The sequence below is a fragment of the Enterocloster sp. genome (assembly GCF_057861365.1).
The window spans coordinates 412,885-438,663 of record NZ_DBMACH010000001.1 but is presented as its reverse complement, the minus strand read 5'-3'; the positions used below and the strand labels follow the sequence as shown (position 1 = coordinate 438,663).

Below are 25,779 nucleotides of genomic sequence, written 5' to 3'. Positions count from 1 at the left end.
GGCAGATACATTCTCGCCTCATTCACGAAATATCCGACAATCAGCATTATCGGAAGCATCAGCCATTCACCTCCGTATGCCTTATATCCTCTCTCTGCGTATGCCGCTTCTACGGACACCTTCGTAAGAATCAGTCCCAGGCTTACCCAAAACCAATACAGTCTTACGAACCGTCTCACCTTTCTCTTGATTCTCTTCATGTCGTATACCCCTTTCACTTGTAGAAGTAATGTCTGCCGTACTTGAAAAGAAATTCCAAATTCTCGCTGTGCCATTTACTGTCACTCTTACTTTCAAAATACAAAGCATCCTGGCTTTCGTTCCAATGCTCAACCTGGATCATTTCCAATGCTTCGTAACATTCCTTATCCGGCTCTACTTCATCGTATCTTCCGTTTGCTACTGGACTGAACTGGTTCTTCTGAAAAATCACTTCCTCGATTGTGTCCGGGAACTCTTCGCTCCAAACTCTGTTGAGGACCACCAGCATTACCAGCGCCTTTCCCTCTACGCCTTCGCTCTCAGCTTCGGCCATCGCTATCTTGCATAACATATAGGAATCGTCCTTATCCCAATCCATACTTGCAATCAGCGGTTCTTCTGTTGCCTTCGCTGTTTCTGTTGGCTGTGTTTCTGTCGCTCCTGCTTCCGGTGTGTACGTTGCCTCTGCCACCCCTTCTGTGGCTATGTAGACCGGCCGGCTTTTTTCTTTCTCCTGTCCGAGCGTATCTGTAATGCCATTGACAGCGAACCAGGCAGCTCCGATCATTGTCGCTGTTCGCACCGCAAACAATACTCTTCGCTTACTCGATTTCTTCAATTCTGAAACTCCTTTCCGGCATTGCTCCGGCTTACTTACCGTTCATGTACTTCTCTCCGGCAATTTTCATTTCGCTTATTACCTCTGCCATCTTTTCGAGCTGGTCGATGATTTTCTTCAAGGATGGTAATTCGTCCTCTGTGATTTTCCCATCTGCTGTTATCTCGATCAGATTGTCCCGCATATCCTTCAATGAATCCTCGTTGAAGCTCTGCAAAAGCCTTAATGCAATTCCTTCTAAACTTTTTTCTTCGGTTGCCAGCGGTAGGAATCCGTGTACCGGGCATTCTCGCATACAGTACCCAGTAATCAGTTCCGGCGTTTTATAGAGGTCCGCCATAAGAACTACCTTATCCACTGGAACCACTTTCGTATTGCCAAGCTCATAATCAGCCAGCGTCGATACCGATATTCCTAACAGTTCCGCTGCTCCTTCACGGCTCCATAGCCTCTCGTTGTATGCTGCGGCCTTTTTTCTCGCCTGGAAATATACATTTTGGTTCTCATTCATAGGGCCTCTTCCCATTTCTTGTTACCTACCCTTCCGCTATAATTTACTTATCAGCTGGAACAGCGGCCGTGTTGATTCTGAGCAGGCGGTTCACCCCGCCAACGATTGCTTCGTTCATCATCTTGCCGTTAATTACCAGTGACAGCCGATCCCTGGAGACATCCAGCTGCTTCGCCAGCTCATTGACGGTCATGCTCTGTTTCACCAGTTCGATCTTCACTGACTGGCACCATTCATCGGAAGGTGTCTCGGTCCTCTCCGGCAGTCCCTCCGTTCCAAGCACTTTGTTGATCTTCTCAGCAATCATCTTGTAGCTTGAATTGGAATATCTGCCATTGACGACCTGGGAAACAGTTGCATTGCTGTAACCGATTTTTTCGGCCAGCTGCTTCAATGTCATGTTGTGGTCGATCACTGCCTTCTTAACAGCTTTGCCCCACTGTGATGTTTCCTGCTTCATGCTTGCGTTTCACTCCTTTCTCGCATTTGTGTAAAAACTATTTATCTTTTCTGATTTGCGTGCTATAATGTAAGTAAACCTCTTTACAAACTCGCAAACAGACGCACGAAATACACGCACAATATCTCAGCTCGCAACTTTGAATTGTTTTGTATTTCATGTATTTATTATAACACGTATATGCGAGTTTGTAAATGTTTTTACTCTTATTTGCGTATTATTTTTATATCGGAGGTTGCCTATGGAAATCATTGAAAGAATCACAGAAACCCTTGAAAAACGGGACAAAAAAGCCACTGACCTGTGTGATCGCCTCGGCATACGCACGTCCACTATGTCTACCTGGAAAACTCGCAATAGCGACCCGCCAGCAAAGTACATCAAGCCTATTGCTGACTTCCTGGGCGTATCCGTTCATTATCTGCTCACCGGCGAAGAGGCTCCTGCCCGCAAGCTCACTACTGCAGAAGAGGATGAACTTCTTGAATTGTACCGGGCGTTGCCGGAGAACAAAAAATTTGAATTTATCGGGGAACTCAAAGGCTTCTTGAAAGCCTACACAGAATCTCAGAAATATCTCGATAAGGAAAAAAGATTATCAGTTTAGAATGGTACCGACTTTACGGCCGGTATTGAGGAGATGTGCCTATGAATAACAAATACTTTGAGCTGGCACGCAATGAGGAGAGGTCCGGGAACGATGCCGCTGCATTGCTTCTGTATCTCTCCTCTTTTTGTGACAGCTGTAATCATGGTACCAGGAATACTTCCTACGGTACTGTTGCAAAAATCCGTCTCCTGCAGCGTAAACTTATGATTACTGATCTGCAGCTGTTCGGACTGATCCGCTCCTATGGTCCGCTTTCGGATTCGGAGTGCAGGAAACTATTGGACTACTCCATACGTGGTGCCGGTCTGTCCGGTTACGCCTATGGATATTAACAGATTCTCAGAGCGTCTGTCTCAATGTATGCAGGAACGCCACTTGAACGGTAACGACTTGGCTACTCTTTCCGGCGTGACTGCAGCTACAATTTCACGCTACCTTAACGGACTGCGAACGCCTACTGTCGATAATGTCATTCTCCTTGCAGATGCACTCGACGTTTCCGTAGACTACCTTCTCGGACTTCATAATGTCCCGGACGATAAAATACTCGTGTCCTTGTATTCAATCGCTTCCAGCGACGATAAGCGTGTCCTGTGGACGCTCCTGGAAAGATACGGAGGAAATCATGGTACAACTAAACGGAAATGAACCATTTACCCTGCACGGTTCCGATACTTCTATCATCCTGCAGGACTTTTGGCGTTGGGCGTATTCTGATCTGCTCAACAATACTCACCGTGGAGTGCTTGCGGAATTTCTCGTACACTCCGCTCTCGGAACAAAGGATGTCGCACGTGCCGACTGGTTGCCGTTCGACCTTACCTCTCCATCCGGTCTACGGATTGAGGTCAAGTCGTCTGCCTACCTGCAGGCATGGACTCCGGAAGATGTGTTTTCGCAGATCATCTTCGACATCTCAAAGAAACTTGCCTGGGATGGAGCTACCTACGCCTCTAAAGCTATGCGTAATAATGATTTGTATGTGTTCTGCGTCTTTACCGCTCGTACACGTGATGTTTCAATCCTGGACCTGGACTACTGGGACTTTTATGTACTCCCTACATCGGTTCTTAATGAGAGGGTACCGGAACAGAAGAAAATCTCTCTGCCCTCTCTTCTCAAACTGGAACCAATCAAAACAGATTTCTCAGGCCTGCCTGCGGCTGTGGAATCAGTAAGGTTACCGGATGAAACTCCCTAACGGTTACGGCAGCGTAACCAAACTTTCCGGAAACAGGCGTAAGCCGTACCTGGCCCGTGTCACTCTTGGCTGGACTACAGACGAACAAACCGGAAAGACAGTACAGAACCGTGTACCCCTGGGGACGTTCAAAACCAAAAGGGAAGCTCTGCAGGCACTCGCTGAGTACGGAGCCAACCCTTACGATATACAGAACGCCTCAATGACTCTCGCTGAGCTTTACGAAAAATGGACTGCAGCATACTTTGCTACCCTGGAAAGCGAATCTTCCTGCCGTACCATCAAATCGGCATGGAGCTACTGCCACGCCATTGCCGGTATGCGCGTCAAGGACCTGCGTGCCCGCCATATCAAAGGAATTATGGAGGACGGCTATATTATCCCTTCACGTGGAGCCAACAAAGGCGAAAAGGTGCTTGCATCTGCTGGTACCAAATCCAGGATCAAGTCTATGTTCAATCTCATGCTGGACTATGCTCTCGAATATGAGCTTGTAGATAAGAACTACGCCCGGACATTTGAACTGTCGGACGACATCATCAAAGAAAAGGAAGAGGCGAAACGTGGCCACATCATCTTCCAGGAATCCGAAATGCAGACCCTTTGGGACAACCTCGGCAAGATCCGCTTTGTAGACTGGATTCTCATACAGTGCTACATGGGATGGCGCCCACAAGAACTCGCCATACTGGAATTAGAGGACGTGCACCTGGACGAACGCTACATTGTCGGCGGAATGAAAACCCAGGCTGGACGGCATCGCATGGTACCAATACACCCTAAAGTGTTCGACCTTGTAAAGAAGAACTACGACTACGCCGTTGAACTTGGCAGCACCCGCCTCTTTAACGATCCGGATTCTCCCAAAGGCGGCATGACGATCACTTACGACAAATATGCCGGCCGTTTCGATAAGGTTATCGACGCTCTCAAACTTCGTGACGATCATAGACCGCATGATCCCCGAATGACATTCATCACAATGGCAAAGAAAGCTGAGGTTGACGAATACACCATAAAGAAACTTGTCGGTCACAGAATCACCGACATAACCGAAGCTGCTTATACAGACCGTGACTTGGAATGGCTCAGAGCTGAGCTGGAAAAGATACCGTAACCCACGTGGTTGCGGTATTTCTGCTTTCTGCAGATGCTTCAAAAAGTGTTACCTTCTCCATGTTTCCTACTTGTTACCTACCGGTTTCCTACTTTCCAATTTTCACTACTTTTCAGCACTTCTCACACCACATTTCATTTTCTCGTTTCCAGGCACCAAAAAAGTACCGCAATCGCTGTGATTACGGTACTTCCTGGGTTTAACGTCTTTTCAAATTGTAAGGTCTATTTAGAACTTGCCTGCCTCGGCTGCTTCCTCAACAGAAACAGCTACAGCTACAGTAGCGCCAACCATTGGGTTATTACCCAAGCTTAGCTGTAACATTTTGCATGATTTATGTATGCTATAGAATCATCTACAGCCCTTTATTTACTAATATATATCTACATTTCCGAAAATCTGTAAACCTATAGTATCATCATATATATTATAGACGAATCTGCTCAAGGTAGACAAATGGTTGACACTGCCTACCTTTTTATCTTTTATGATTTTCCACAGGACAAAACTAAAGCCTCCGGAGTTGCCGCTCTGGGGTTTTCTTGCTCTTTACGGCGAGCCAATCCGTTTAGGCTGTTGCCGCCTGTTCATCGTCTGTCCATCCATATTTGCAAATCCACCCTTGACACTTGCGAGGATAGGTATTATACTTTAAGTACATTGTCGATGCAAATGTATCGTGGATTTAAGCTTTATTATATTTTTTGTTATGTTGAGTTTCGACTCATATGCGGATTTTTTCCAAAAAAGCGACTGCCTTTTATTTGGTAGCCGCTTTTTTCTTTCTTTATTTCCGTAAATATTGATTTAATAGTGTATTTTACTCCGGTTGACAAAAATATATAAATAATGTAAAATAGGCTCATGATTAAAAATATAGGAGGACATATGCTTACTCAGTTTAAAGATATTTTTACTTCTCGTGAACTTAAAACACTGGCATCAATCGTGCAGGTCGGCGATGTAACCTATCGTGAGCTTATGGAAACGCAACGCCCAATGTTGGGACACCCCTATTTTGCTGACACAAGAGGACGGTTACGGACAAAACTAGTGCAAATGCAATGTGAGATTGAGAGCCATGACCCGAAATTTCCGTTTGAATTTATTCAACGTGAGTTTCGATGCAAGCAACTGATACCAGAACTCAGAAATAAAAATGTAATCCTTCATGTTGCACGTAGTTCAGCACCTGATTTATTACCTTATGCTTCAAAGTACAAGATCAGACTATCAAACAATAATCATGCATTACAGAGACAGATGGTTATTGACTTTGATGAAACACCTCCTTATAGCAATGAACCTTATTATGCTATTTTAGCATTTGGAGGACGCAATCAGACGTTTTCTGTTGTTCAGTTTCCAGAACCTGGATATACTGGTATTGCAGAATGTTTACCCCTTCCTCAAATTAGTCTAACCACTGAAAATGAAAACATGAAAGTATTTGAACGAAAAAAAGCTGTATTAAAGAAAGAGTTCTTAGCGCATGGAATTGAGGAGAATATTTCATGACTAGCACAATTATATCTTCCCGCATAACAGAAGCTCGGGAAGCTCGTGCTAAATCTATGGAAGATTTAGCTAGTGACATTGGCGTTACAAGGCAATCTATTTCAAAATATGAACGAGGTATAGTGCGTCCTTCGCCGGAAATGCTACAGGCCATTTCATATAGTCTTGGGTTTCCTACAGAGTTTTTTTATAAATCAGAAGCAAAAATCAATGCTGGTAGTAGTCCATTATTTTTTCGCTCTAAATCTAATATTGCTAAAAAAGTTAAAACAGCATGCAAATATCAGATAAAGTGGACTGACGAAATAAAAAAACAACTCGAGAAATATGTTGATTTTATTGAACGGGATCTTCCGACAATCGACAAGAACTACGAAGATTTATCCTTTGAAGATATTGAGGAAATAGCACTAACTATTCGCAAAGATTGGGATATAGACGATGATCCGATCAATGATTTAATAGGATTATTGGAAAATAAAGGTGTTATCGTAACACAATTTGCCACAAATAGTTTCTGTGCTTTCAAAGGTATAGATGCTTTTTCTTGTTGGAAAGATGGGACACCATATATTTTGTACCATTCGATTCCTAAGAGTGCTGTACGTACTAGATTTAGCATCTTACATGAATTAGGACATCTTATAATGCATAGTTCTATCGCAGAAGATGATTCTGTTAAAAAAGAAATCGTTGATCTAGCAGATATGCAGGCAGATCGATTTGCAGCAGCATTTTTACTTCCGGCAACATCATTCCCAAAAGATATACGAAGCACCTCTCTAATTTCATTAGAGGCTGTTAAAAAAAAATGGGGATGTGCTATGTCCACCATTATTAAGCGTTGTGAGACACTTGAATTGCTAACGGAAAATCAAATAAATTATTTAAAGCGACAAATGACCACAAAAAAGTATTGGCATAAAGAGCCGTTAGATGATATTTTAACAATTGCCGAACCCGAAATGATACGTGACGCAGTCTATCTTTTGATCGATAATAGGATAATTACTAAAACTGCATTTATCAATGCATCTGGATTATCTATTGATGATTTAAAATGTATCTGTGGATTGCCAGATGAATTTTTTGACGATTTCAATCAGCGGCGCAAACCAATATTGCGATTGGTAAAAAGCTAAGAATATTATGATATTTCTTCCTATATAAGGGGTGACTGCCAAAAACATAGAATCAAAAGATTTTCAGGGATATTGCATTTCAGAATTGCATATGCTATAATGCCAGTAGGCAATAAAGGATATAGTTGTTCCATAGTGAGCGACAACAAAAAACCCGGAGGTGTGCGAGACCTTCGGGTTTTTCTATTCCTATTTTTGGAGTGGGAAGGCTTAACCCCACAGGCTGGTTACCGGTTATTTATCGCCGTCCAACCATTTGATGATGTAGTGGCAAACCACACCAGCCGCGACAGCGACGATAAAGGATATAATAAATTCCATAGTAAGCACCTCCCTTCCTTACCAGTATAGGAGGCGGTAACATCAGCATTATATCACATCCATATTGTCCCTGCTACTTCTTTTTCTACCTTTTTATTCCGCCAGCCCCGGCCATCTCAGCGCCCCATCCTGATCCGGTGTAAGCGTCACCGGCTCCACAATCATGCGGCCCTCAGTATCCATGATGTACCACTTACCGTCTATCGTCTGCTGTCCTGTTACCATAGCACCATCAGCACCCAGGTAGTACCAGTGGTCTTTATACTTGTACCATGTATCATGCACCATTATGCCGGAGCCGTCGAACCAGTACCACTTGCTCTCGTACCAGTACCAATCATTTCGGACTGGCTGACCGTTACCAAGGTAGTATCTCCAGCCACCATCTTCCTGCTGCCAGCCAGACTTTTTCTGCGGTTCGGTCAACGCCACCTTAAAATCGATCCACAGCTGCGGCTGATCCAGCATCTTACGGGGGCAATGCTTACGCTTTGCATCATAGTGCCGGATCACATGATCGGCCCCGATCCCTGTCTCCGCCACGATCTGGCGTACAAGCTCCACGCAGTTTGCGCGGGCGGTATCATAATCGGAGTCCGGGTTGACGCAGATCTCAATGTTGATGCTGTTGGTGTTGGTGACTCCTGCCACCAGAGGCGTACCGTATTGCCTACCTACTGCATAGGCACCGTCTCTGTAATCTAAGGTTTGCACTGCCGCTTTATCATCTACATACCAGTGGACAGAGGTGGACAGGTTGCCGTTTCGATGGGCTTCGGAGTGTTTAAGGGCACCTGCACCCATCTTGTAGTTGTCCGTCTCGTGGATCACGATCCATGCTGGGCGGTTTTGACCTGCATAACAGTTAATCTGTCTGATTTCTTTTCGTATTTCCATAGTTTCCTCCATTATTCTGCCAGTTTCCATCCTGCCGGGTATGTATCCGGCCCCCATACACAGTTATCCATCTGGCATACATACCGCTTGCCGTCTGTGTATGTCATCTTATCCCCTGTGTTATAAGCATCATGCGCCCCTGTGGGCTGTACCCATGCAGGATACTCTTCTGTCTCTGGCGGGGTTACGCTGCCGCCATCCAGTTTACTGACCTTGTCTGTCAGACTGAGGATCGTCTTACCCATTTCGGTCATATTGGCATACAGAGTGTCAATCTGCTTCTGGAGTGGCGCATAACTGTTTTCTGGGTCTGCACCGGTGCGGGCCAGATCAATCAATTCCGTGCGCTGCTCCTCAGTGAGGGTGCCTTGGAGCCAGATAGTGTCAATCTTTTTGAGGATGTCCGTCAGCTCATAGCTTCCGGACGTGATTACATTTTTAATGATATCGTACATTATGTACCTCCTATAACAATGCAATTTGAGTGTTCACGATAGCTTGATTTAATTCCTTAAATTTCTTGTCGATGTAAGCCTTGGTATCCGCTACATACGTCACTTCCATTCCTGCTCCTGCGTCATTGGTAATCACGGTAGTCGGGCCATATGTCCGCAGGGCCTTGTAGGCGGCAATCTCTTCGGGGGTAAGATCACGCTCGATGGGGGTTTCTAATTGATAATAAATCGTAGTCTGATTATCAACAAACCATTGTTTACATTCCTCAACTGTAGTTACTGTGGATGGAAGATAAAAATAGACGTCGCTATTATAAGTAAAAGAACCTCCAAGCATATGCCCAGAAGAAAGAAAAGTAAATCTGTTACTTAAAATTTCAGATCGTACTGTTTTCTTAGCAGCATCCGTTCCTATAATTTTGAATCTTAAGTTCCCAGTTGTTTTATCTGAAATCCATCGATCATAATCAGCAGGATTGATTTCTTTAACTCTCTGCACATACTTTCCGCGCTCCAGATCAATCTCATCGCACACCCACTGCTGACCGTTGGAATCTGTGTAGTTGCCGTCCTTGCTGACTGGCACACCGGGGAGACCGTTAGGAGTGGCGAGGGTGAGGGATTGGCTCTGACTTCCGCTGTCGGAAATAGAGACGTTGATTGTGCCGCTCTCACCAGCACTCACAATCGGCACTGGATTTTCCACACTCGGTGCCCCATCCTGCGTACTCTTCCCAAACACCCTCAGCCTCCGGAACGGACGACCCTCTGCGGCATCATTGGCGGTAATGACGGAGCCGGAAGCCGTGCTATGGATTGCCGGTGCCAAATCGGTCATCCCTTCCACCAGACCGGCTATATCAGTCTTATTCTGGCTGATCTGCTCCCTATCCGCTATAATCCCAGCAGCCGCATCCTCAACCCTTTTGGTCTGCTTATCGCCCTCCGTGGTGACTGCCTGTACTGCTGTAGTCTTAGCCTCAGCAACCTCACTGACCGCCTGTGTGCCTGCCTCCTGTACCGCTGTGGTCTGTTTATTGCCCTCGGCCTTAACAGCTCCCACAGCTGTGCTCTGAGCCTGTCCTATGGCTGTAAGGGCGTCTTGGGCGGTCTGTCCAAACTGCGCAGCGGTCTGCTCTACCGCCTGACGGTCTGCCGCCACTGCTTCCCTCATCTGGCTAACTACCTGCTTATCATTGGCAACTGCCTGCCGGTCTGCCTCCGTCTCCTCAGCGTACTGTCTTGCTGTATCCTCAGCCGCCTCAGCGCCCGTCTGTGCCTGTGCTGCGGCTGTCTCTGATAACTTGGCTGCCTGTGCCGATAACGCCGCGTCTGAGGCCTCCTGCTGTGCCTGAGAGAGCATCCCTGTTACTGCCTGCTTATCCTGTGCCACGGTATCGGCATTGATCTCTACCTGCTCTGCAAGCCCCTGTACGGCTTCCAAATGCTCCGCTGTCTGGGTGGCTGCTGCCTTGGCCTCATCCGCAGCGGCTACAGCCTTGTCACCGGCCTCTTCCGCACGTTTGGCAGCGTCATTCACGGCCTCGATGGCCTCCCGAAAGATCTCCCCATCTCCCGGTGCCTCAAAGGCTTTCGGCTTGGGGCGTGATTTGACCTGCATGGTAATGCGCTTGATCGTCTCACCGGATGTCCGGTCTGACAGGTATATCCATGCGTGGATGTTGTACATCTTTTCGGCCGTCCATACTGTACTGTTGCCCTCCAGCATACTGTCCGGGATCGTGACGGTTGTTACGCCGTCTTTGGTGGTACCCACACGGGGTATAGCCTCGCCGCCCATCTCTTGTAATGCAAAGTGAATCTCAACCGCCGTCGGAAGATGTAATCCCTCTATCCTGAGCTGCTGACCATAATCCCACTGCCATAGGCCGTAGGTGCGGGCATAATCATCGTTATCTGTAAATACTGCTGTAACCATCAGTCACCTCCAACTAAAAAGAGCCCCAGAGTTTCCCCCGGGGCCTGTCTGCGTTGCGACGTCGCACAGCTTACTTATCTTCCGTGCCTACCGCTCTCTCGTCCTCCTTGCCGGTTGCAGGGCCGGTGGTTGCAAAAGTGGTATCCTGTGCACCCTTGGGTCTTCTCTTCTGTGCTGCGTCATTTCTTCTCTGCTCTGCTGTTCTCTTGTCTGCTCTCTTACCTGTTGCGTTTGCCATAATCTTTGTCCTCTCTTTCACTGTTGATATGTAATAGTAGTTGCTCCGGCTCTGACCCTGCCGGACGGGAGATGTTGGATCACCCCCTCTCAGGTCTTGGCTGGCAGCTCCGGAAGTCCTGCGATGGACGTTGCCACTGACAGGATACCTGCCAGCGCGGATGCACTGGCTACCATAGGCCAGTTGACCTCACCCATGACCGCTGCTGAGCCGATGGTGGCGACAAATGTCTGCGCCATAGTCTTGACCGCACGGATACCTGCGGCCTTGACCCACTGGATGGTATCCACGTCGGCACGGAATACACAGTTCTTAAGCATATACTCACCTCCTCTCAATGGATAGTCTGCGACAAAATTAAAATAAGCCCAGTTGCCAGTGATCCGGCAAGCGCGCTTACTATCGCTGTGATTACTGTTTTTTTAATGTCCTTGTAGGTGTTGCCCGGTTCCCGTTCCAGGGCGTCCAGACGCTTACTCTGGTTGTCCAAGCGCTTCCCCTGCTCTTTCTGCTCCTGGAGCATCTGTTCCATATCTTTTGCAAGGCCATGGATGGAGAGTACCAGATCCTGGATCACCTTACTCATGTCCTCCAGCAGCTCAATGCGCCGGTTCTGGCGCTGATCCTCGTCACGGATGCGGGCCAGCTCTGCTTTTGTTAATTCATCCATCATCTGGCTCCTTTTCTGGTTTTGTAATCATTTGAATCATCTCCTTTCGCAATAGTCGTGATAATGGGTCTTATCGGAAGTTTCCAAGGTTGGGTTGGCGACGCAGGTGATCTATATATTAATGGTGCGAATAACGCAGGTTTTACCTCGAAAGAATGTGGTTTTCTTCAGGATCGAATAACCTTATCCGGTACACCACATCTCAAAGCAACACGAAGTTATACCATAACAACTTCTCAGAAATTGTATGTACAAGGGATAGATATAAATGCCAGTTTCGGAGCTGGTCAATCTTCTGCTGCCCGTTACATTCAATTAATAGATACCAGTAATTATAATATTATTTCCTCAATAAAACTGGGGGATGTATCTATAGCTAATGGTTTTTCATTTTCTATAAATAGAAATGTAACATTTACACCGCAAATCTCGTTTCCATACGCTGCCAATGGTTGGAGAGGTTCTATTACTCGTATTTATATAGCTTAATTTATTCCAATCTAATGCGGGTAATATATGTCCCCTTGGCAATATAACCAATACTGATATAATATTTATTGGCTTCAAAAGTAGTGAGTTGTGAAATGTCAAGTTGAAAATTTCCAATAGAGGCTCCATATCCTCCATCCCACTTAACTTTTGCAATCTCCTCATCACTATTATACGTCTTATATCGACAAAGACTGATCCATGACGGAGGGATGCCATTATCAGGATCATTTTTCCAATATCTAAGAAATTGTCCTTCAAAAATCAACTTACTATAACTTCGTACATCAATCGTGTTTGGGAAAACAATAGCTCTATGGTTCCATGTTGAGTAGTCGCCTTTCATAAGTAGTCTGGTATTCTCTTGCGCAAACAAGTTGATTTGCAATCCCCCAACATTTACACCGTTATAATATAGATCCTGAGGCGTTGGTACCCACCCCTCAAAACTTCCGATAATACCCATTATCGATTCGCCTTTTTTGATCTTCACCGCTGTAATCCCCGCCATGTTGCGGATATCCGCCCATGACAGGAACACATTGGCGTTCTCGTTATAGTATCCCTGTGGTATTTTAACCCACATCCGCTGATTGTCTGCATCATTGCCTTTGCTGTTGCCCCAGCCGTTGTAGTCGCCACGGTTGGGCATGGTGCCAGTATATTCTACACCATCGTTGTTCGTAAACGTCTTACCTGCCAGAACATCCGACGGCACCGCATTGCCGCTTCCCAGGACAATCTTTCCGATATTGGCCGCCATCTCCCCGAATGTTGCGGTTGCCGCTGTAGGTACCCGTTTCGCAGTGATGGCTGCGGCAACCTGTGCTTTTCCATCACTGACAGATTTTTTTAGGTCTACCATATCCTCTGACAGACCGTTTACTGCCTCGTTGGTGGCGTTGATATGTTCAGCTGTGAACAGGTCGCCTTCCTGACTATAGACCGTCACATCCTGAATCTCAGTATTTCCCGTACCATCCTGGGACAGCTTATACTTCCTGTTTCCCTCAAAAATATCATCCTTGAAATCTGTTTTTAATGCCATGTCTTACCTCCTGTTTCCCATCATCTTCCGCCCCAGATGAAAGCCTAACCGCCTCTGCCCCGATATCATACTGTCATACATATCTCCCAGATCCTTTAATATCTGCTCAATATCATTGGCCTGGTAGATGTTATCATATGTGATCTTTACCGGAGTTGGCGGGGTGCTGGACTTTACAAAATATGCCGTTCTCACCTTTTTGATATTTTCGAGCAGTCGGGCCATTTCCGTATCTGTACGGTAGTCCTCCATCTTCCATTCCTTGGTTTTTATATCTACGCCAAACCGCTGTGCCAGAAGAGCACAGGCCTGCTCTACCCGGTTAAGGCAGATATAATCTGCATAGACCTTATCCAGATCTGCTGCAAGGTCTGCACTGGTCCGGTCTGTAATCAGTGTATCCAGCACTGTACTCATCCCACTGTCACCTCCGCTGTGATTTTTCTCCGTGAAAATTTCATATCCAGTTTCCGGATCATTCCCTCCATTGTGCCTTTAAATCCTGTTGTTACCCGAACACGATTTCCAAGTTCCTGATCGTTGATAACTGCCCGGAAGCTGACACTCTCATTATTGCTGTAGTAATCATATACCCTGTTTAATACCGCCTGCGCATTTTCCATGGTGACAAGGGTTGCTTCTTTTACCTCGGCAATATTTTTATTCTGGGTAATCTTAGGGTTCTCTTTTAAAAGAGTGATCGTATTGTGGTTATATCTAAGCCCCGTCAAGACAACCTCTCCGCCGCCATTGGAAGTGATATACGCATAGTTGGCCCCATGCTTTTCTATAGTACCGCCTATGATCGACAGACTATGATACGGTTCGGAAAACTCCAGCTTAGTTTCTCCTGTTAAGCTTCCCTTATACAGCTCTGCTGACTCCTGGCTCGGTATATAGCTGTGTGCATACAGCCGGATTCCCGTCACCATTTCACTGTGATCCACAGTGAGACCCAGAAAGATATCCCGTCCAGTAAATTCTGCCGTCACTTCTGTCTGCTCCGGATATACATACAGCTGGCGGTCATAGCTTGTATCTACCAAAGCACCAATCGCAAACGCAAGCTGCTGCAGGGCGCTGCGTTTACTGGTAACGGGTAAATATCCGCTTATTCTGGTCTCCTTATAGGCATCATCTAAAAAATATGCAATGCCTTCACCTTCCATAATATTGTCCAAAATCTCAGACACCAACATATTTTCATAGATTCCACCCATAAACGGATTGTTATCCAAAATCCCGACCGCATCCTGTGTCTCCACTGAGTACCGTTTTTCCCCGATCTGTTTTCCGTCCTTAAGGTAATAAATCCCCAGAATCGCCTCGTCAAAATACAGGGTCTGTTTCTGCTTTTTCTGGAACTCAAACGCATACTCTGTTTTACTTCGGATCGTGTAATCCATCGTATTTATGCTGACCTCTTCAGAGATTGAATTGAGTTCCATCAGGCAGTTAATGTCCTCTATTTCATCATCCTTAAATACCCGGATCAGCCCCCATATAATATGAGTCAAAAACACATTACGATATGGCTTGCTGGTTTCCAAAAACGTAATGACTACTTTATTGTAATAATCCACTACTCCGTAACAGAAATAATTATAACTGTCCGGCTCGTAATCCTGATCCTTTAACAGTTCCTCATCACGATACCATTTTATATTGATCCGGCTGCACCGGTCTTCTGTATAATCGTTGAATCTCAGCGTAACCCCAACGCTGGAATAATTCTGGCTGAAAGAAAATGTGATTGCAGGCGGTACTGCAAATGCACCATCAGGGCCGGATATACTGTCGCTTACATACCCCATCTCTTCCAGCTGATCCGGAGCGTTGGAATAACCTCCGTCCATCTTTGCATAACGCGGCAGGCACAGTGCATAATCCGGAAACTCAACCCCTTCTTTCAAATCCTGCAAATTTACATAATAATCCTTGTCCGGTGTCTCTGCTGTATTATTCTCTGCTGCTCCCAGAGCGATATCGTCATAAACGATTTTCAAGCCGCCTGCATCCGTCATCCTCTGGTTTTTAATAACAGCTAGCCATAGATAACGATAGGGCCTACTGCTTTTAAGGAATGTAATTGCGATCTGATTGAACAGCGGCACTTTGGCTCGACAGAAATACTCTGTCCCGTCCGGCTCAAAATTCTGCTCATGCACCAGCTCCCCGTCCTTATTCCATCGGATCTGAATACTGGATGCATAGTCGCCACTTAATCGGTTAAAAACCAGATATATACCATTACTTGTCTTTAGACGGTCAAATGTCACCGTGATTACCGGAGGATTTTCAAACCTTCCATCTTGGCCGCTAAGGGCTGTACTGATGTAACCATACAGCCCCTTTTCTATCTGGTCTGGGGCATTAGGATAGTTGCTGTCCATTTTTGCATACCTCGGAAGGCACAGAGCATAAGGTGGGAGCTGCTGCTCCATATTTGCAAGATCCTCGACTGACGCATATGGCTGCTGTCCATTGCTCTCCACCCTGATATCCCATTTCATTTCCTATCGCCTCCTCTGCGGTTCCATTGCCGTGAAATTCAATGACAGGCCATCCATGCCCCACAGGTTCTTCCCGTTCCGGATACGGAGCTTGTCCTTGCCCTGGGTGACGTAAGCACGAAAGGTTAATGTCTCCTGTCCATATGGGAACGTCATTTCATGGCTGTCCCTATTAGGATCTGAAACAGCGTCATAAAATGCATCGTAGGAGGCTGTATCCCCATCTTTTGGGTATACCTTCATAGCATAATTATAAAACGTGCCAATTACATCACGCTCCATAGTGTAGTCCATGGTACGCCCTGACTGGTCTGTGTCTGTCACTGCAAAACTCCGTTCCAGAGAATCAGACTCCACTTCCACGTTATACGCTCTGCCATCCATTAAAAATACACTGTCCGCCATCAGGTTCCTCCTATCACTACCAGGCTTACGCCTCTACGCGCCGCCTCACGGTCAAGCTCTGGCTTTAATGCTCTTGCCAGTGCCGCCATACTTCCGGTCAGATTTAATACGATCTGGATTGGCTGGCTGCGGTCTCCCTGTTGCTGGCTAAGCAAAGTATCGAGCCTTGCAATCAGATTAGACAATAATTCTTCCTCCGCATAAGATCGGCTCCGCATAGACGCGGCCATATCTCCAGCCCGTGGCGGAACAATACTCCCTCTTGCCATCTTAGGAAGATATGCTGCCGCATTAGGGATATCAATCCCTATAGGAAGACGGATCTGTACGCCGTCAAATACATCCATAACACCATCCAGCCAGTCCTGCACAATACTACGGGACGATCTTGCCATATCAGCAATACCATTGTTGAATCCACGGACCACATACTCTGCAATGTTGTAAAACTCTCTTGAGGGAGAATTGATGTCAAACTCTTCCTCAGCTTCTTCCATTGCCTCAGCCGCCCACTTCCGGATCGCATCCTTTGCCATATATGCAAAATCGCTGATACCATTTGCAAAGCCCTCGTTGATCCGCTTTGCCATGTCGTAGAATGCTGCATACATTCCGCCAGTTCCCTGAGGATCACTGTCTCCCCAGAACCATTCCCTGACATTTCTGGCCCACGTTTCTACAGGCCCCTGAGTTTCGGAATGGCTACCTTCTATTTTGGCTTTAAATGTCTGGATAATAAGGTCTGCGAATTTCGTCCAGGAAAGCTCATTTACTCCCTGGTTTTCGTCAACACCCACGAACCACTTCCTTACGTTTTCGGCCCATGTTTCCATTACCGTCTGGGACTGGGTATAATTCTTCCTTACAGTATTGTTAAATCCTGACATAATACTATTGGCCCACTTCTTGGATTCTACGGAATCCCCTGTTCCTATTCCAAACTTTTCTGAGAACCAGTTTGCCACGCCAGAAGCCCATGACTGTACCACATTCTGGGAAGCAGTCTGTTCGCTCGTCACGCCCTGGTTAAATCCCTGCACTGTGTAGGAGCCAATCCCTGCCAGAACAGTAGACGGGCTATGGATTCCAAGTAGGCTCTTCAAGCCGTTCACAAATGGATCTGTAATGTTTGCCTTAATAAATGCTCCGGGATTTGAGAAAAACTCTTTAATACCGTTACAGAAACCATCCCAGAGATACTGACCCATTTCAGCCATAACGGTAGAAGGGCTGTGGATTCCGAAAAGTTCTTTGAAATACTTCACAAAAGGATCCACTATATTATCTCTGATAAATGCTTTCGGATCAGAAAAGAATGTTTTCACTCCCTTGCAGAATCCTTCCCAAAGACTCTTTCCTATTTCGGATAAAAGACCCCAAGAAGCCAAAACTACAGCCTTCAATGTCTGGAGCACAGCATCAATAACAGCTAACAGGATTCCCCACCAGTCTATCGCTAAAGCCATTTCAGCAACGCCAGTTCCTAAGGCTGTCCAATCCGTTTCTTTTATAAATGTTACAAACGCATTTAACAATCCCAGAACAAAATCGCTGATGGCTGTACCAGATCCGGCCCAATCAAATGTCTGGAAAAACGTACTTAGGCTCAAGGCGATTGAGCTACCGAATCCTGTCCAGTCAAACGTCTGAGCAAAATTCCCGGCAATAGCAAATAATCCGCTCAATCCTGTGGCAAATAGCAGCCCAAGCATTCCCCAGTCAATTTGTGATATGATTCCGTTAAGTCCATTTCCAATAGCCTGTCCGATCAAGGGCCAGTCAGCAGTGTCCACAAAACCATACAGACCCGAAATTTTTGCTTGGAAAAATGCTCCCAGAGTGGCTCCAAATAAATTCCAGTCAACCGTAGCGACCATACCGTTAAGCCCCGTTGCTAAAGCTGATCCCAGCATAAGCCAGTCAATCTGAGTAAGAAGCAGATATAGTGTATTCGCTAACGTATTGATCCCTGTCCCCATCATGATACCGATCGAATACCAATCAATATTTGCGACCAGGCTGTTAAACAGCGTAGTAAATGCTGTCACAAATGCGGTGATCTTAACGCCTACATTGTCCCAACTTATATAGTCCGTAAACTTCTGGACTGATTCATTGACCTTCTGACCAATCAACTGCCCAATACCTTCCCAGTCTCCGGCCTGCCACAGTTCTTTCAGCTTGTTTGCAAAATCACTGATTCCCTGATCGATTGCTACAGTTTCAAACATCTGTGAGGGATCTATACCTCCACCTGATCCACCGGAGGAACCGTCAGCCCCTTCTCTTTGAATTTGCACCAGATCATCAAACGGAGCCAGTGCCTTTTTCGCATCCTTTCCTGCCTGCTTTGCTGCACCTCCGGTCTTTTTCAGACTGGCTGCATAATCTTTATTTACTCGTTTGGCTCTAGTAAACGTACTTTTACCTGTAATGGCTGATAAAAACTGACCGATTACGTTAATAGCCTGAATCAACTTCTGAATCAGAATATCCAAAGCAGGAACTACAACACTGGTTAATGGTGCAAATGCAGCCGCAAATGAATATTTAAACTGGCTCAAGGATGAAGTAAACGAACTCATGACCACATTAAACGAAGAGGAATATTGAGCCATGCCCTGAATACCGTCTTTAAATGCTCTCGTTATTGCCGAAAGCCCTCGAAACACAGCCGAAAACATGATGCTCTGTCCCAACATTCTGAACATGGACAAACCTTTATTCCCTTTTTTGGCACTTTTCCCTAATCCTAAAAATGCCTTACTCATTTTTAACAATGCTTTCGTCGCACTGGATGCTGCGGCCTTAATTCCCTTTAATCCAAGAGTCCCCATTGTCACAGCCACTTTTCGGGCCATGCCTAACACGCCATTTAGTGCAAGGTGAAACAGTTTAATCGGAGCGACTTTAAATCCATTTGCAATTTTTGCTCCTAATACAGTAAAAAAAACAGGTAAATGTGCAAATGCTGCTTTTACAGATGCGACCACTCCTACATATTGCTGTGTCTGGGCTTTTGTGTTTACCAGTGAAGCCTCGTACTTCTTTAATTCAGCGGTCATCCGTGCAATCTCAGAAGCATTTCGGTCATATTCGGCATAACCCAGTCCTACTCCAGCAGATTTAAGTTCTTTCTGTCTTGCCTGAAGCTGTTGCAGTCTTCTGGTAAGATCCACGATCTTCTGGTTACTAACTTCCGCACTTTCTGCTATAGCTGATAATTTTGAGGCTTCTTTTGCAGCCTTCCCTTCTTTTCCAATCAGCTCCATCAGGCGTTGCTTTTGTATATACAGCTGATTGTTTAAATACTCCAGATCAGAGGCCTTCTTTTGGTATGATGAGCTTTCCTTCCCTGATGTAAAAGCCCGGTCTCTGTTGATGGTATCCTGCAACTCAGCTTGATATATTCTAAGTTTCTGGCTTGTCTCATCAATATCATATTGCAAGTTTTTCCATCTGGAGGAATTTTTCTTAACACCCTGTTCCTCCATTTTGTTTTGCCGCTCAAGAAGTCCGTCTAGCTTTTTACTTGTTTTCTCTACTGCATTGGACAGCGTATTATACTCATCGGTCGGTATCTCCGTTTCACCTATATGCTGTATTTCTGCCTGAAGCTGTTTTATCCTTGCCTCTGTCCGTGCTATCTGATTTTCTACACTAGAGATCTGTATCGGTTTTGAAAAAAGACTATTGATCTCACGGCCTGCGGCCCCCACAGCTTTGGCGCATCTGTCTGCTGCTTTTTTGATAGAACTCGTTCCGTCCTTGAACCCCTCTGTATTGACCGCAGTATCAAATCTCAGGCTTCCATCTGCTGCCATGCTCTCACCTCATTTCCGGGCATAAAATAAGACACCTTCCGGTGCCTAACCCAATAGCTTATTCCAATAATCAATCTCTTTCTGTTCTTCTTCTGTATATCGGGTCTTCAGATCACACAGCTTTTTGTTATTTCTGTAAAATTCCTCCTCCCATTTTTCCAGCCGCTTCCCCTTGGCCTTTTTCTGACGGATTCCCAGAACCGTGGAAAACGTTCCCTCCTCAATCTCCATGAAATACCCAGCAAACGTCCACCAGTGAAGATAGGGGACAGCTCGTGTTTCTATGCCGGCTACTTTATTGACCGCAGGGAACAGGATCGCCTCATCCTGCTCCCAGTCCATCATCTTTTTAGCCGGTCTTTTATCATCATCTTCCCTGCCGCAGTCCACAAACCATTTCGCCTGCAAGACAGCTTCCCCTATATGTTCCTGAGGGATCTGGCTGTATCCCTTCCTGTACAGCCTTCTTAGAAGTATTTCAAGCTTTTGGGCGGCTGTCAGACCCGGATCTGTACAGGCAGACAGAAAGATCAGGATATTGCGGTAATCTGTTTCAATCGGATATGTAACTCCGCCCACTTCAAGGCTGTCCGGCAGGAACTTCATCGGCTTCCACGTCCTTTAAATACTGGTTCATCTTCTCTCGGTTCTTTTCGTTATAGGCTTTTACAGCCGGCTGCATCAGTTCCAGCAATCCATTTAAAACCTCTTCAAAAAGATAATTCTGACCGATAATGCATAACGGGGACTGGCCTGCAAAAATCGTGTCATACACATCTGCATTGAAAATGCCATTAAAGGCCTTACGCATGGCAGCCGTAAATTCAGCCACATATGCCCCGTTCTTTTCCAAATCCGTTTTAGGGCTTCCGTCCGGATTCAGCTCAATCCCTTCCGGGATCTGGTAAGCGCCAAATTCACTCTGGACGCTCAAAACACGGTTGATAATCTCCGGATCAGCCGGGTTAAACCGGATCACCCGGTTCGGATCATCGTTAACCATAAAACTCTCATAACCATCATTAAAATTAAGACTTCTCATTTGGATTCCTCTTCATTCTTTCCCATCTTCTGTAAATGTCTTTGTAGTCAATGCGAACAGCCCCTTGATCCGGTTGCCCGTGTGATGTACATTAAACGGGATCTGGTATCCGGTTGTATCACCGCCATAGCTGGAAACCTCAATAATGGCATCTTCTTTATATGCCACATAGGAGCCAGTCTTTGACTCATCCTCGTCCCAAAGATGCACTTCCACCACGGAAGTCTTCAGGTCATCCAAAGTCTGGCGCTCATCAATGATTGCCTGCAACCGTTCAAACAGAGGATCGCCAATTTCTGCATAATACGGTTCAGCGGATGCCTGAGGCTGATAGCTGTCCAGATTTACAGAGGTTTCACCTAAAATATTGTTTTTAGTTTCCACATTGGCGTTCATTTCCACATTGAACTCTTCCAGATCCTTGCCTAAGCGGACATATTTTGCCGTCTCTGATCCCGCTCCCGGAGCTGCCGAATCAATATAGTGCGCCATGAATTTACGTTTGATTTTCCCTGTTACTGTTCCTGGCATTTAAAATTCCTCGCTTTCTATTTTATACTGGGCGTAGATCTGTAGCTGATACATTACGCCGCTGTCAATGGTGTCCCCCATCAGTCCCATGCTCATTGCATTGGCTGCGGTTGCCTTTAAAAAAGTTCCCTTTAGTTCCTGTTCTCCGGCCTGAAATGTAAGCTCATCCCCGGAAGGCAGACGCTCCAGCCAGAGTGACAGCTCCAGAAGGAAGTTACTGTTTGCCAGCCGGTTATAGTCCGTAAAGGACTGACCGACTGCATACATAACAAAATTATGCTGCCGGATCTGGTTTCCCAGCACATCCTCTTTTACGAGTCTGTCCCCGTTGCTGGTCAGGCCATAATTGACCGGATCAGGCTCCGTAAAATCAATGTGGATCTCATCTCCAGCCAGAAACTCAGATATCTTCGGATACTCCGTCAATGTCTGACGCATATAGTCTATGATGGTCATGAACTTCCCCTCCTATCTGCCAGAGCCTGCGCCGCTTGGAGGATATCATCCTTGTGGTCTGCCTTCATCCTCTCAAACCACTTTTTTCCCCGCATGGGAGCCCCTGCATAGGTCAGCGCCTTCCCGGTCGGAACTTTAATCTCATTCTTTTTCGCCCACGCGCTTCCTGTGGTAGGTGACACATACAGAACCCCCTCATAGAGGTAATGAGCATAAGGCCCAGGAATGTCGATCTGCCCGGATCCGACCACAGTCGCCATAACCATCATGTGCTCCAACTCCCCCGCCTGTCTTCGGGGCATATATGGGGACATGTACCTCATGCACTCACTGTCTACCAGCTTTTGTACCGGCCCATTTTTCTGCAAGCCACGGGTTCTCAGAAGAGCCTCGGTGGACTTCATTTCAAATTCAACCTCCATACTGCCTCCTTACTTGCAGGACAGCTCATAATGCCACACAGATTCACTGCCATACAGCCGTTCATCTGCTGTAGTAACGGTCACATAATCATGGGCCGCCTTTAAGGCTGCCAATGATTTTGACAAGGCCTCCGGCGTGCTGCTGTCGATTTCATTTGTGATATTTCCTTTGACAGCCAGATCCTTTCCTCTGGTAATATGCAATGGATGATTCAGGCTCTCATATGGGATTACCAGCAGGACAGAAGCTGCATCCTTCTGCCCTGTCTTCAGGAATGTGGACTGCTGCACATCCTCCCAGTACACTCCCTCAATAGGAACACGGGTATATCGTACGTCCCTGCCCTCTTTGCTGTACAGATACAGCGTTGCGTCTGAGTTGGTATACATCTCACACCCCCTGATAGCACAGGCCGGTACCTCCAAGCCATTTCATCACGATGGCCTCCTGTTCCCCGGCATATGCAGAATCACTCTCTCCCGAAGAGGCGAAGCTGATGGAATAGGTTCCGATCTTCTCAGATGTTTTTCCGCCAGAATCCATCTTCTGCTTTTCTCTGGAAAACTCAGCCTCTGCCAGCTCACAGCAACACAGGCGCACCGCCTCCGGAATCTTCGCCGTCTGCTTTAAACGTCCGAACGTATAACTGTCAATCACCTGGCTGGCCTGACGGGAATAGAAGTCAAAGCCGGCGCTGATGACCGGCTTACGGCCTAACAAATATCGGTCTGTATAGAATCCTTCATCTGCATAACTCATCAGCGCCCAGCTCCTTTCTACGCATTCGGGATCAGGGTAACTGCTTTAGGTACTGCGGACTTGTCCACAGTCACTGTTTCTGTCACAGTGCCATACCCGCTCTTCCTGATCTTTGCCGGATAGGTACCCGGACGCAGATGGAACTCTGCCACGCCGGAAGCATTGGTTTTCAGTCTGGAACCATTGACGTCTACAATGGCACCTTCAACCGCTTTCGGCTCACTGTTGTTGTCCTTGACTGTAAATGTAACCTTCTGGGTGGTCATTGCCGTCGCTGGCTCCAGATAAGCAAACGGACAGCCCACACGATCCTCATCCATCCTGGTTGCAGGGTTCGGGAGCGCCCATCCCATACGAAATACGACACGCAGCGCCACCATGTCCTGCTGAGCCAGGTTGTAAGCGATTTCTTTTGTAGCAGGATCCTGAATAACACCCTGATCCAGGATCTTTACAGTGATATCCTGACGGATCGCGTATACAGCCTGTTTGAAATCACCAATAATCAGCTGAGCAATCGTATTGTCAAATGCACCGTTCTGCGGGAAATACATAGGCGCACCATCCAGTGCATAGTTTGTGGATCCCTGCATATCTGACTTAAAGATCGGGGTTCCATCCGTAGCCTTAATCCCTCTCAGTTTTGCCCTCATTCCCATGGAAGCCAGAGCACCTGTGGACATATAGCCATCTTCCTCTACCTTGGAAATAACGCCGCCTTCTCCGAGAATCAGATCATAATAATCAGGACTGCCACCAGGCGCTACGTTATTCCCTGCCTGACGTGCCAGAGTAACAATATCGTTCTGCCATTCTGCCGGACGGTTCACACCAAAGATAATGGCACTGTCCACCTTCTGGCCGATCGCCTCATTCACCCTCGGAGTGATCTCTCCGAAAATGTCAAACTCTGCATCATCCAGTACCGCCTCCGGAATCGGAATGATGACTGCCAGCTCTGCCGCATTGATATACACATTATCCCATGCCTGCTTGCTGGTCTGCTTCATACCGGTATCACCGTTTACCCAGTAAGCAGTTGGCAGGAAATCCAGTACGCGGATACGGGTCTGGTTGCTTGTCATATTCGGCAGCTTGCGCGCTAAAGACATAAATACCGACTGTTTGGGCGCGTCCTGAAAAATAGTGGATACCACCTGCTCACGGATAATGGCCTCTGCATCGGCCCTGCTTGTAATATGTACTGCCATATTGTTTGCCTCCTTATTCTCTTCCTAAAATGTTTCTTAATGCTGCATTGGCTCTGGCTTTTGTGTCCTCCGTCGCTGCACCGCCCGGGCCAGGCGTAGAAGACACCACTCTGGGAATACTGACGTCCTGAAACAGATATGCATTGTCCTTCTTCACCGCATCCAGGGCGGCCTTGATGTCTGCTTCCTGGTTCTTGCTGCCTTTCAGCTTTTCAACGTCCAGGAATGGCATGACGGCTTTCAGATTCCTTGGTTTATAGCCCTCTGCCGTTGCCTTTAACAGGTCATTGAAATCCCTGTCGGCAATCTGTTTCTGATACTCTGTCTCCTTGTTTGCCAGATCAGCAGTCAGCTGGGTAATCTTGCCCTGAAGTTCCTGGACATTTACTCCCTCAAAGCTCTTGAGCGTAGTCTGGGCCGCCGCAAGCTGGGTCTTGTAGTTGTCCCGGTCCTGCTTAATCCCGTTAAGCTCCTTACCATACTCGGCCATTACATAATCGATCTGTTCCTGCGTCAGACCCTTTGCCTGTAAATCTTCTGTTTTCATTCCCTGTGTCCTTTCTTTGTATTGATTCGCCATTAGGTTATTTATAGGTGTGTAACCATCCACCAAACGAATGACTGTTTTAGGTCTCATCATCTGACCGAAAAAAGGCGTAAAAATAACACCCAAGCCTCTGCCTGCGTGTCTATGACTAATTCTATGACTATCTTAAATCTTTCTATGACTTATTCAATTTTTCCGCACTTAACGCACCGCCTCACATAGCCGCCATAAGGGCCATGACGGCGGCACCAGTGCTTTCTATACTGATGTTCACATCCAGGCTTTGTTCTGCAAAAGAACTGTTTCAGCCATCTTAACAATCTACTCATTGTGTGCTCCTTCCTGTTGCGACGTCGCAACGCCCATTACATGGGATAACAGATATTTTCCCACTTCTTATAGGCATCAAAGTACAGCTCATTCTTATCGCCGTTGTAAGTCAGCTCATAATACATACCATCAGATACAGGCGTACTGAGCAGAGCCTTGTGATTCTGAAGGCTCTTGCTGTACCAGACCACAAACACATCATTCACCGTCATAGTCGGAGTTGCGTCTGTCTTATCCTTCTTCTGGTTGTGATACTCTGCTACCTTGGCCTTGCAGATGTTTAAAAATTCCTGACTTCCCAT

33 protein-coding genes are annotated in these 25,779 nt (G+C 46.4%); 8 read left to right on the top strand and 25 right to left on the bottom strand.

Going from position 1 to position 25,779, the window contains the following annotated elements; genetic code table 11:
* Window positions 1-214: 214 nt before the first annotated feature.
* From ACZM6M_RS02200 to ACZM6M_RS02190, 3 genes are read right to left on the bottom strand one after another with little or no spacing between them, the layout of a single operon-like run.
* On the bottom strand, window positions 215-820 hold the full coding sequence (locus tag ACZM6M_RS02200; protein WP_489489538.1) for a cell wall hydrolase: 606 nt from the start codon (window positions 818-820) through the stop codon (window positions 215-217).
* A gap of 31 nt (window positions 821-851) precedes the next feature.
* Complete coding sequence (locus ACZM6M_RS02195) at window positions 852-1,331, bottom strand: helix-turn-helix domain-containing protein (RefSeq protein WP_242989877.1); 480 nt, start codon at window positions 1,329-1,331, stop codon at window positions 852-854.
* 43 nt (window positions 1,332-1,374) lie between these two features.
* Window positions 1,375-1,791, bottom strand: coding sequence for a helix-turn-helix transcriptional regulator (locus ACZM6M_RS02190; RefSeq protein ID WP_117483429.1), 417 nt, complete (start codon window positions 1,789-1,791; stop codon window positions 1,375-1,377).
* A 241-nt stretch (window positions 1,792-2,032) separates the two neighbouring features.
* Here ACZM6M_RS02190 and ACZM6M_RS02185 point away from each other — a divergent pair, with 241 nt between their 5' ends.
* From ACZM6M_RS02185 to ACZM6M_RS02155, 7 genes are all read left to right on the top strand, one after another.
* On the top strand, window positions 2,033-2,398 hold the full coding sequence (locus tag ACZM6M_RS02185) for a helix-turn-helix domain-containing protein (protein WP_489489536.1): 366 nt from the start codon (window positions 2,033-2,035) through the stop codon (window positions 2,396-2,398).
* A 41-nt stretch (window positions 2,399-2,439) separates the two neighbouring features.
* A complete protein-coding gene (locus ACZM6M_RS02180; RefSeq protein WP_489489534.1) occupies window positions 2,440-2,733 on the top strand; it encodes a hypothetical protein in 294 nt (97 codons plus the stop codon).
* Entirely contained in the window at window positions 2,645-3,049 is a 405-nt protein-coding gene (locus ACZM6M_RS02175) for a helix-turn-helix domain-containing protein (protein ID WP_489489533.1), read from the top strand. The genes ACZM6M_RS02180 and ACZM6M_RS02175 overlap by 89 nt, the downstream gene beginning before the upstream one ends.
* On the top strand, window positions 3,027-3,602 hold the full coding sequence (locus tag ACZM6M_RS02170) for a hypothetical protein (RefSeq protein WP_489489532.1): 576 nt from the start codon (window positions 3,027-3,029) through the stop codon (window positions 3,600-3,602). The genes ACZM6M_RS02175 and ACZM6M_RS02170 overlap by 23 nt, the downstream gene beginning before the upstream one ends.
* Window positions 3,589-4,719: a tyrosine-type recombinase/integrase gene (locus ACZM6M_RS02165; protein ID WP_489489530.1), complete on the top strand. Its 1,131-nt coding sequence runs from the start codon at window positions 3,589-3,591 to the stop codon at window positions 4,717-4,719. Before ACZM6M_RS02170 ends, ACZM6M_RS02165 begins: the two co-directional genes overlap by 14 nt.
* Before the next feature lie 888 nt (window positions 4,720-5,607).
* Window positions 5,608-6,237, top strand: a complete 630-nt coding sequence (locus ACZM6M_RS02160) for a hypothetical protein (RefSeq protein ID WP_489489529.1) — start codon at window positions 5,608-5,610, stop codon at window positions 6,235-6,237.
* On the top strand, window positions 6,234-7,379 hold the full coding sequence (locus ACZM6M_RS02155) for a helix-turn-helix domain-containing protein (RefSeq protein ID WP_489489528.1): 1,146 nt from the start codon (window positions 6,234-6,236) through the stop codon (window positions 7,377-7,379). The genes ACZM6M_RS02160 and ACZM6M_RS02155 overlap by 4 nt, the downstream gene beginning before the upstream one ends.
* A gap of 414 nt (window positions 7,380-7,793) precedes the next feature.
* On the opposite strand, the gene ACZM6M_RS02150 is transcribed toward ACZM6M_RS02155, so the two are convergent.
* From ACZM6M_RS02150 to ACZM6M_RS02125, 6 genes are all read right to left on the bottom strand, one after another.
* The gene (locus ACZM6M_RS02150; RefSeq protein ID WP_489489526.1) at window positions 7,794-8,597 is read right to left on the bottom strand and encodes an N-acetylmuramoyl-L-alanine amidase; all 804 of its coding nucleotides are present in this window, start codon (window positions 8,595-8,597) and stop codon (window positions 7,794-7,796) included.
* Window positions 8,598-8,608: 11 nt separating this feature from the next.
* Window positions 8,609-9,052, bottom strand: coding sequence for a hypothetical protein (locus ACZM6M_RS02145; protein ID WP_489489525.1), 444 nt, complete (start codon window positions 9,050-9,052; stop codon window positions 8,609-8,611).
* 10 nt (window positions 9,053-9,062) lie between these two features.
* A complete protein-coding gene (locus ACZM6M_RS02140) occupies window positions 9,063-10,991 on the bottom strand; it encodes a hypothetical protein (protein WP_489489523.1) in 1,929 nt (642 codons plus the stop codon).
* 70 nt (window positions 10,992-11,061) lie between these two features.
* Complete coding sequence (locus tag ACZM6M_RS02135) at window positions 11,062-11,229, bottom strand: hypothetical protein (RefSeq protein WP_489489521.1); 168 nt, start codon at window positions 11,227-11,229, stop codon at window positions 11,062-11,064.
* A gap of 89 nt (window positions 11,230-11,318) precedes the next feature.
* A complete protein-coding gene (locus ACZM6M_RS02130) occupies window positions 11,319-11,549 on the bottom strand; it encodes a holin (protein WP_483202221.1) in 231 nt (76 codons plus the stop codon).
* Between the two features lie 14 nt (window positions 11,550-11,563).
* On the bottom strand, window positions 11,564-11,899 hold the full coding sequence (locus ACZM6M_RS02125; RefSeq protein WP_489489519.1) for a hypothetical protein: 336 nt from the start codon (window positions 11,897-11,899) through the stop codon (window positions 11,564-11,566).
* A gap of 63 nt (window positions 11,900-11,962) precedes the next feature.
* Here ACZM6M_RS02125 and ACZM6M_RS02120 point away from each other — a divergent pair, with 63 nt between their 5' ends.
* Window positions 11,963-12,388 carry a hypothetical protein gene (locus tag ACZM6M_RS02120; RefSeq protein WP_489489517.1) on the top strand — a complete coding sequence of 142 codons (426 nt, stop codon included), beginning with the start codon at window positions 11,963-11,965 and terminating at the stop codon, window positions 12,386-12,388.
* A gap of 1 nt (window position 12,389) precedes the next feature.
* On the opposite strand, the gene ACZM6M_RS02115 is transcribed toward ACZM6M_RS02120, so the two are convergent.
* The 16 genes from ACZM6M_RS02115 to ACZM6M_RS02040 form a co-directional block, all read right to left on the bottom strand.
* A complete protein-coding gene (locus ACZM6M_RS02115; protein ID WP_489489515.1) occupies window positions 12,390-13,436 on the bottom strand; it encodes a hypothetical protein in 1,047 nt (348 codons plus the stop codon).
* A gap of 3 nt (window positions 13,437-13,439) precedes the next feature.
* The gene (locus ACZM6M_RS02110; protein WP_489489514.1) at window positions 13,440-13,853 is read right to left on the bottom strand and encodes a hypothetical protein; all 414 of its coding nucleotides are present in this window, start codon (window positions 13,851-13,853) and stop codon (window positions 13,440-13,442) included.
* Window positions 13,850-15,949 carry a hypothetical protein gene (locus ACZM6M_RS02105; protein ID WP_489489513.1) on the bottom strand — a complete coding sequence of 700 codons (2,100 nt, stop codon included), beginning with the start codon at window positions 15,947-15,949 and terminating at the stop codon, window positions 13,850-13,852. Before ACZM6M_RS02105 ends, ACZM6M_RS02110 begins: the two co-directional genes overlap by 4 nt.
* 3 nt (window positions 15,950-15,952) lie before the next feature.
* On the bottom strand, window positions 15,953-16,354 hold the full coding sequence (locus ACZM6M_RS02100) for a hypothetical protein (protein ID WP_489489512.1): 402 nt from the start codon (window positions 16,352-16,354) through the stop codon (window positions 15,953-15,955).
* Window positions 16,354-20,178: a hypothetical protein gene (locus ACZM6M_RS02095; protein ID WP_489489511.1), complete on the bottom strand. Its 3,825-nt coding sequence runs from the start codon at window positions 20,176-20,178 to the stop codon at window positions 16,354-16,356. Before ACZM6M_RS02095 ends, ACZM6M_RS02100 begins: the two co-directional genes overlap by 1 nt.
* Window positions 20,179-20,223: 45 nt before the next feature.
* Complete coding sequence (locus ACZM6M_RS02090) at window positions 20,224-20,784, bottom strand: Gp15 family bacteriophage protein (protein WP_489489510.1); 561 nt, start codon at window positions 20,782-20,784, stop codon at window positions 20,224-20,226.
* Complete coding sequence (locus ACZM6M_RS02085) at window positions 20,759-21,220, bottom strand: hypothetical protein (protein ID WP_489489509.1); 462 nt, start codon at window positions 21,218-21,220, stop codon at window positions 20,759-20,761. Before ACZM6M_RS02085 ends, ACZM6M_RS02090 begins: the two co-directional genes overlap by 26 nt.
* 12 nt (window positions 21,221-21,232) lie before the next feature.
* A complete protein-coding gene (locus tag ACZM6M_RS02080) occupies window positions 21,233-21,751 on the bottom strand; it encodes a hypothetical protein (protein WP_489489507.1) in 519 nt (172 codons plus the stop codon).
* The gene (locus ACZM6M_RS02075; protein ID WP_489489506.1) at window positions 21,752-22,207 is read right to left on the bottom strand and encodes a hypothetical protein; all 456 of its coding nucleotides are present in this window, start codon (window positions 22,205-22,207) and stop codon (window positions 21,752-21,754) included. It abuts the gene before it with no gap.
* Window positions 22,204-22,629 carry a minor capsid protein gene (locus ACZM6M_RS02070; RefSeq protein ID WP_489489504.1) on the bottom strand — a complete coding sequence of 142 codons (426 nt, stop codon included), beginning with the start codon at window positions 22,627-22,629 and terminating at the stop codon, window positions 22,204-22,206. Before ACZM6M_RS02070 ends, ACZM6M_RS02075 begins: the two co-directional genes overlap by 4 nt.
* 9 nt (window positions 22,630-22,638) lie before the next feature.
* Window positions 22,639-23,019 (bottom strand): DUF6751 family protein, encoded by a 381-nt coding sequence (locus tag ACZM6M_RS02065; protein WP_489489502.1) that lies wholly within the window; start codon window positions 23,017-23,019, stop codon window positions 22,639-22,641.
* A 1-nt stretch (window position 23,020) separates the two neighbouring features.
* Window positions 23,021-23,389: a head-tail connector protein gene (locus ACZM6M_RS02060; RefSeq protein WP_489489501.1), complete on the bottom strand. Its 369-nt coding sequence runs from the start codon at window positions 23,387-23,389 to the stop codon at window positions 23,021-23,023.
* 17 nt (window positions 23,390-23,406) lie between these two features.
* A complete protein-coding gene (locus ACZM6M_RS02055) occupies window positions 23,407-24,600 on the bottom strand; it encodes a phage major capsid protein (RefSeq protein WP_489489500.1) in 1,194 nt (397 codons plus the stop codon).
* 13 nt (window positions 24,601-24,613) lie between these two features.
* Entirely contained in the window at window positions 24,614-25,147 is a 534-nt protein-coding gene (locus ACZM6M_RS02050) for a phage scaffolding protein (protein ID WP_177968365.1), read from the bottom strand.
* Window positions 25,148-25,329: 182 nt separating this feature from the next.
* Window positions 25,330-25,476 (bottom strand): hypothetical protein, encoded by a 147-nt coding sequence (locus tag ACZM6M_RS02045; RefSeq protein ID WP_489489498.1) that lies wholly within the window; start codon window positions 25,474-25,476, stop codon window positions 25,330-25,332.
* A gap of 36 nt (window positions 25,477-25,512) precedes the next feature.
* Window positions 25,513-25,779, bottom strand: a complete 267-nt coding sequence (locus tag ACZM6M_RS02040; RefSeq protein ID WP_340278008.1) for a DUF6275 family protein — start codon at window positions 25,777-25,779, stop codon at window positions 25,513-25,515.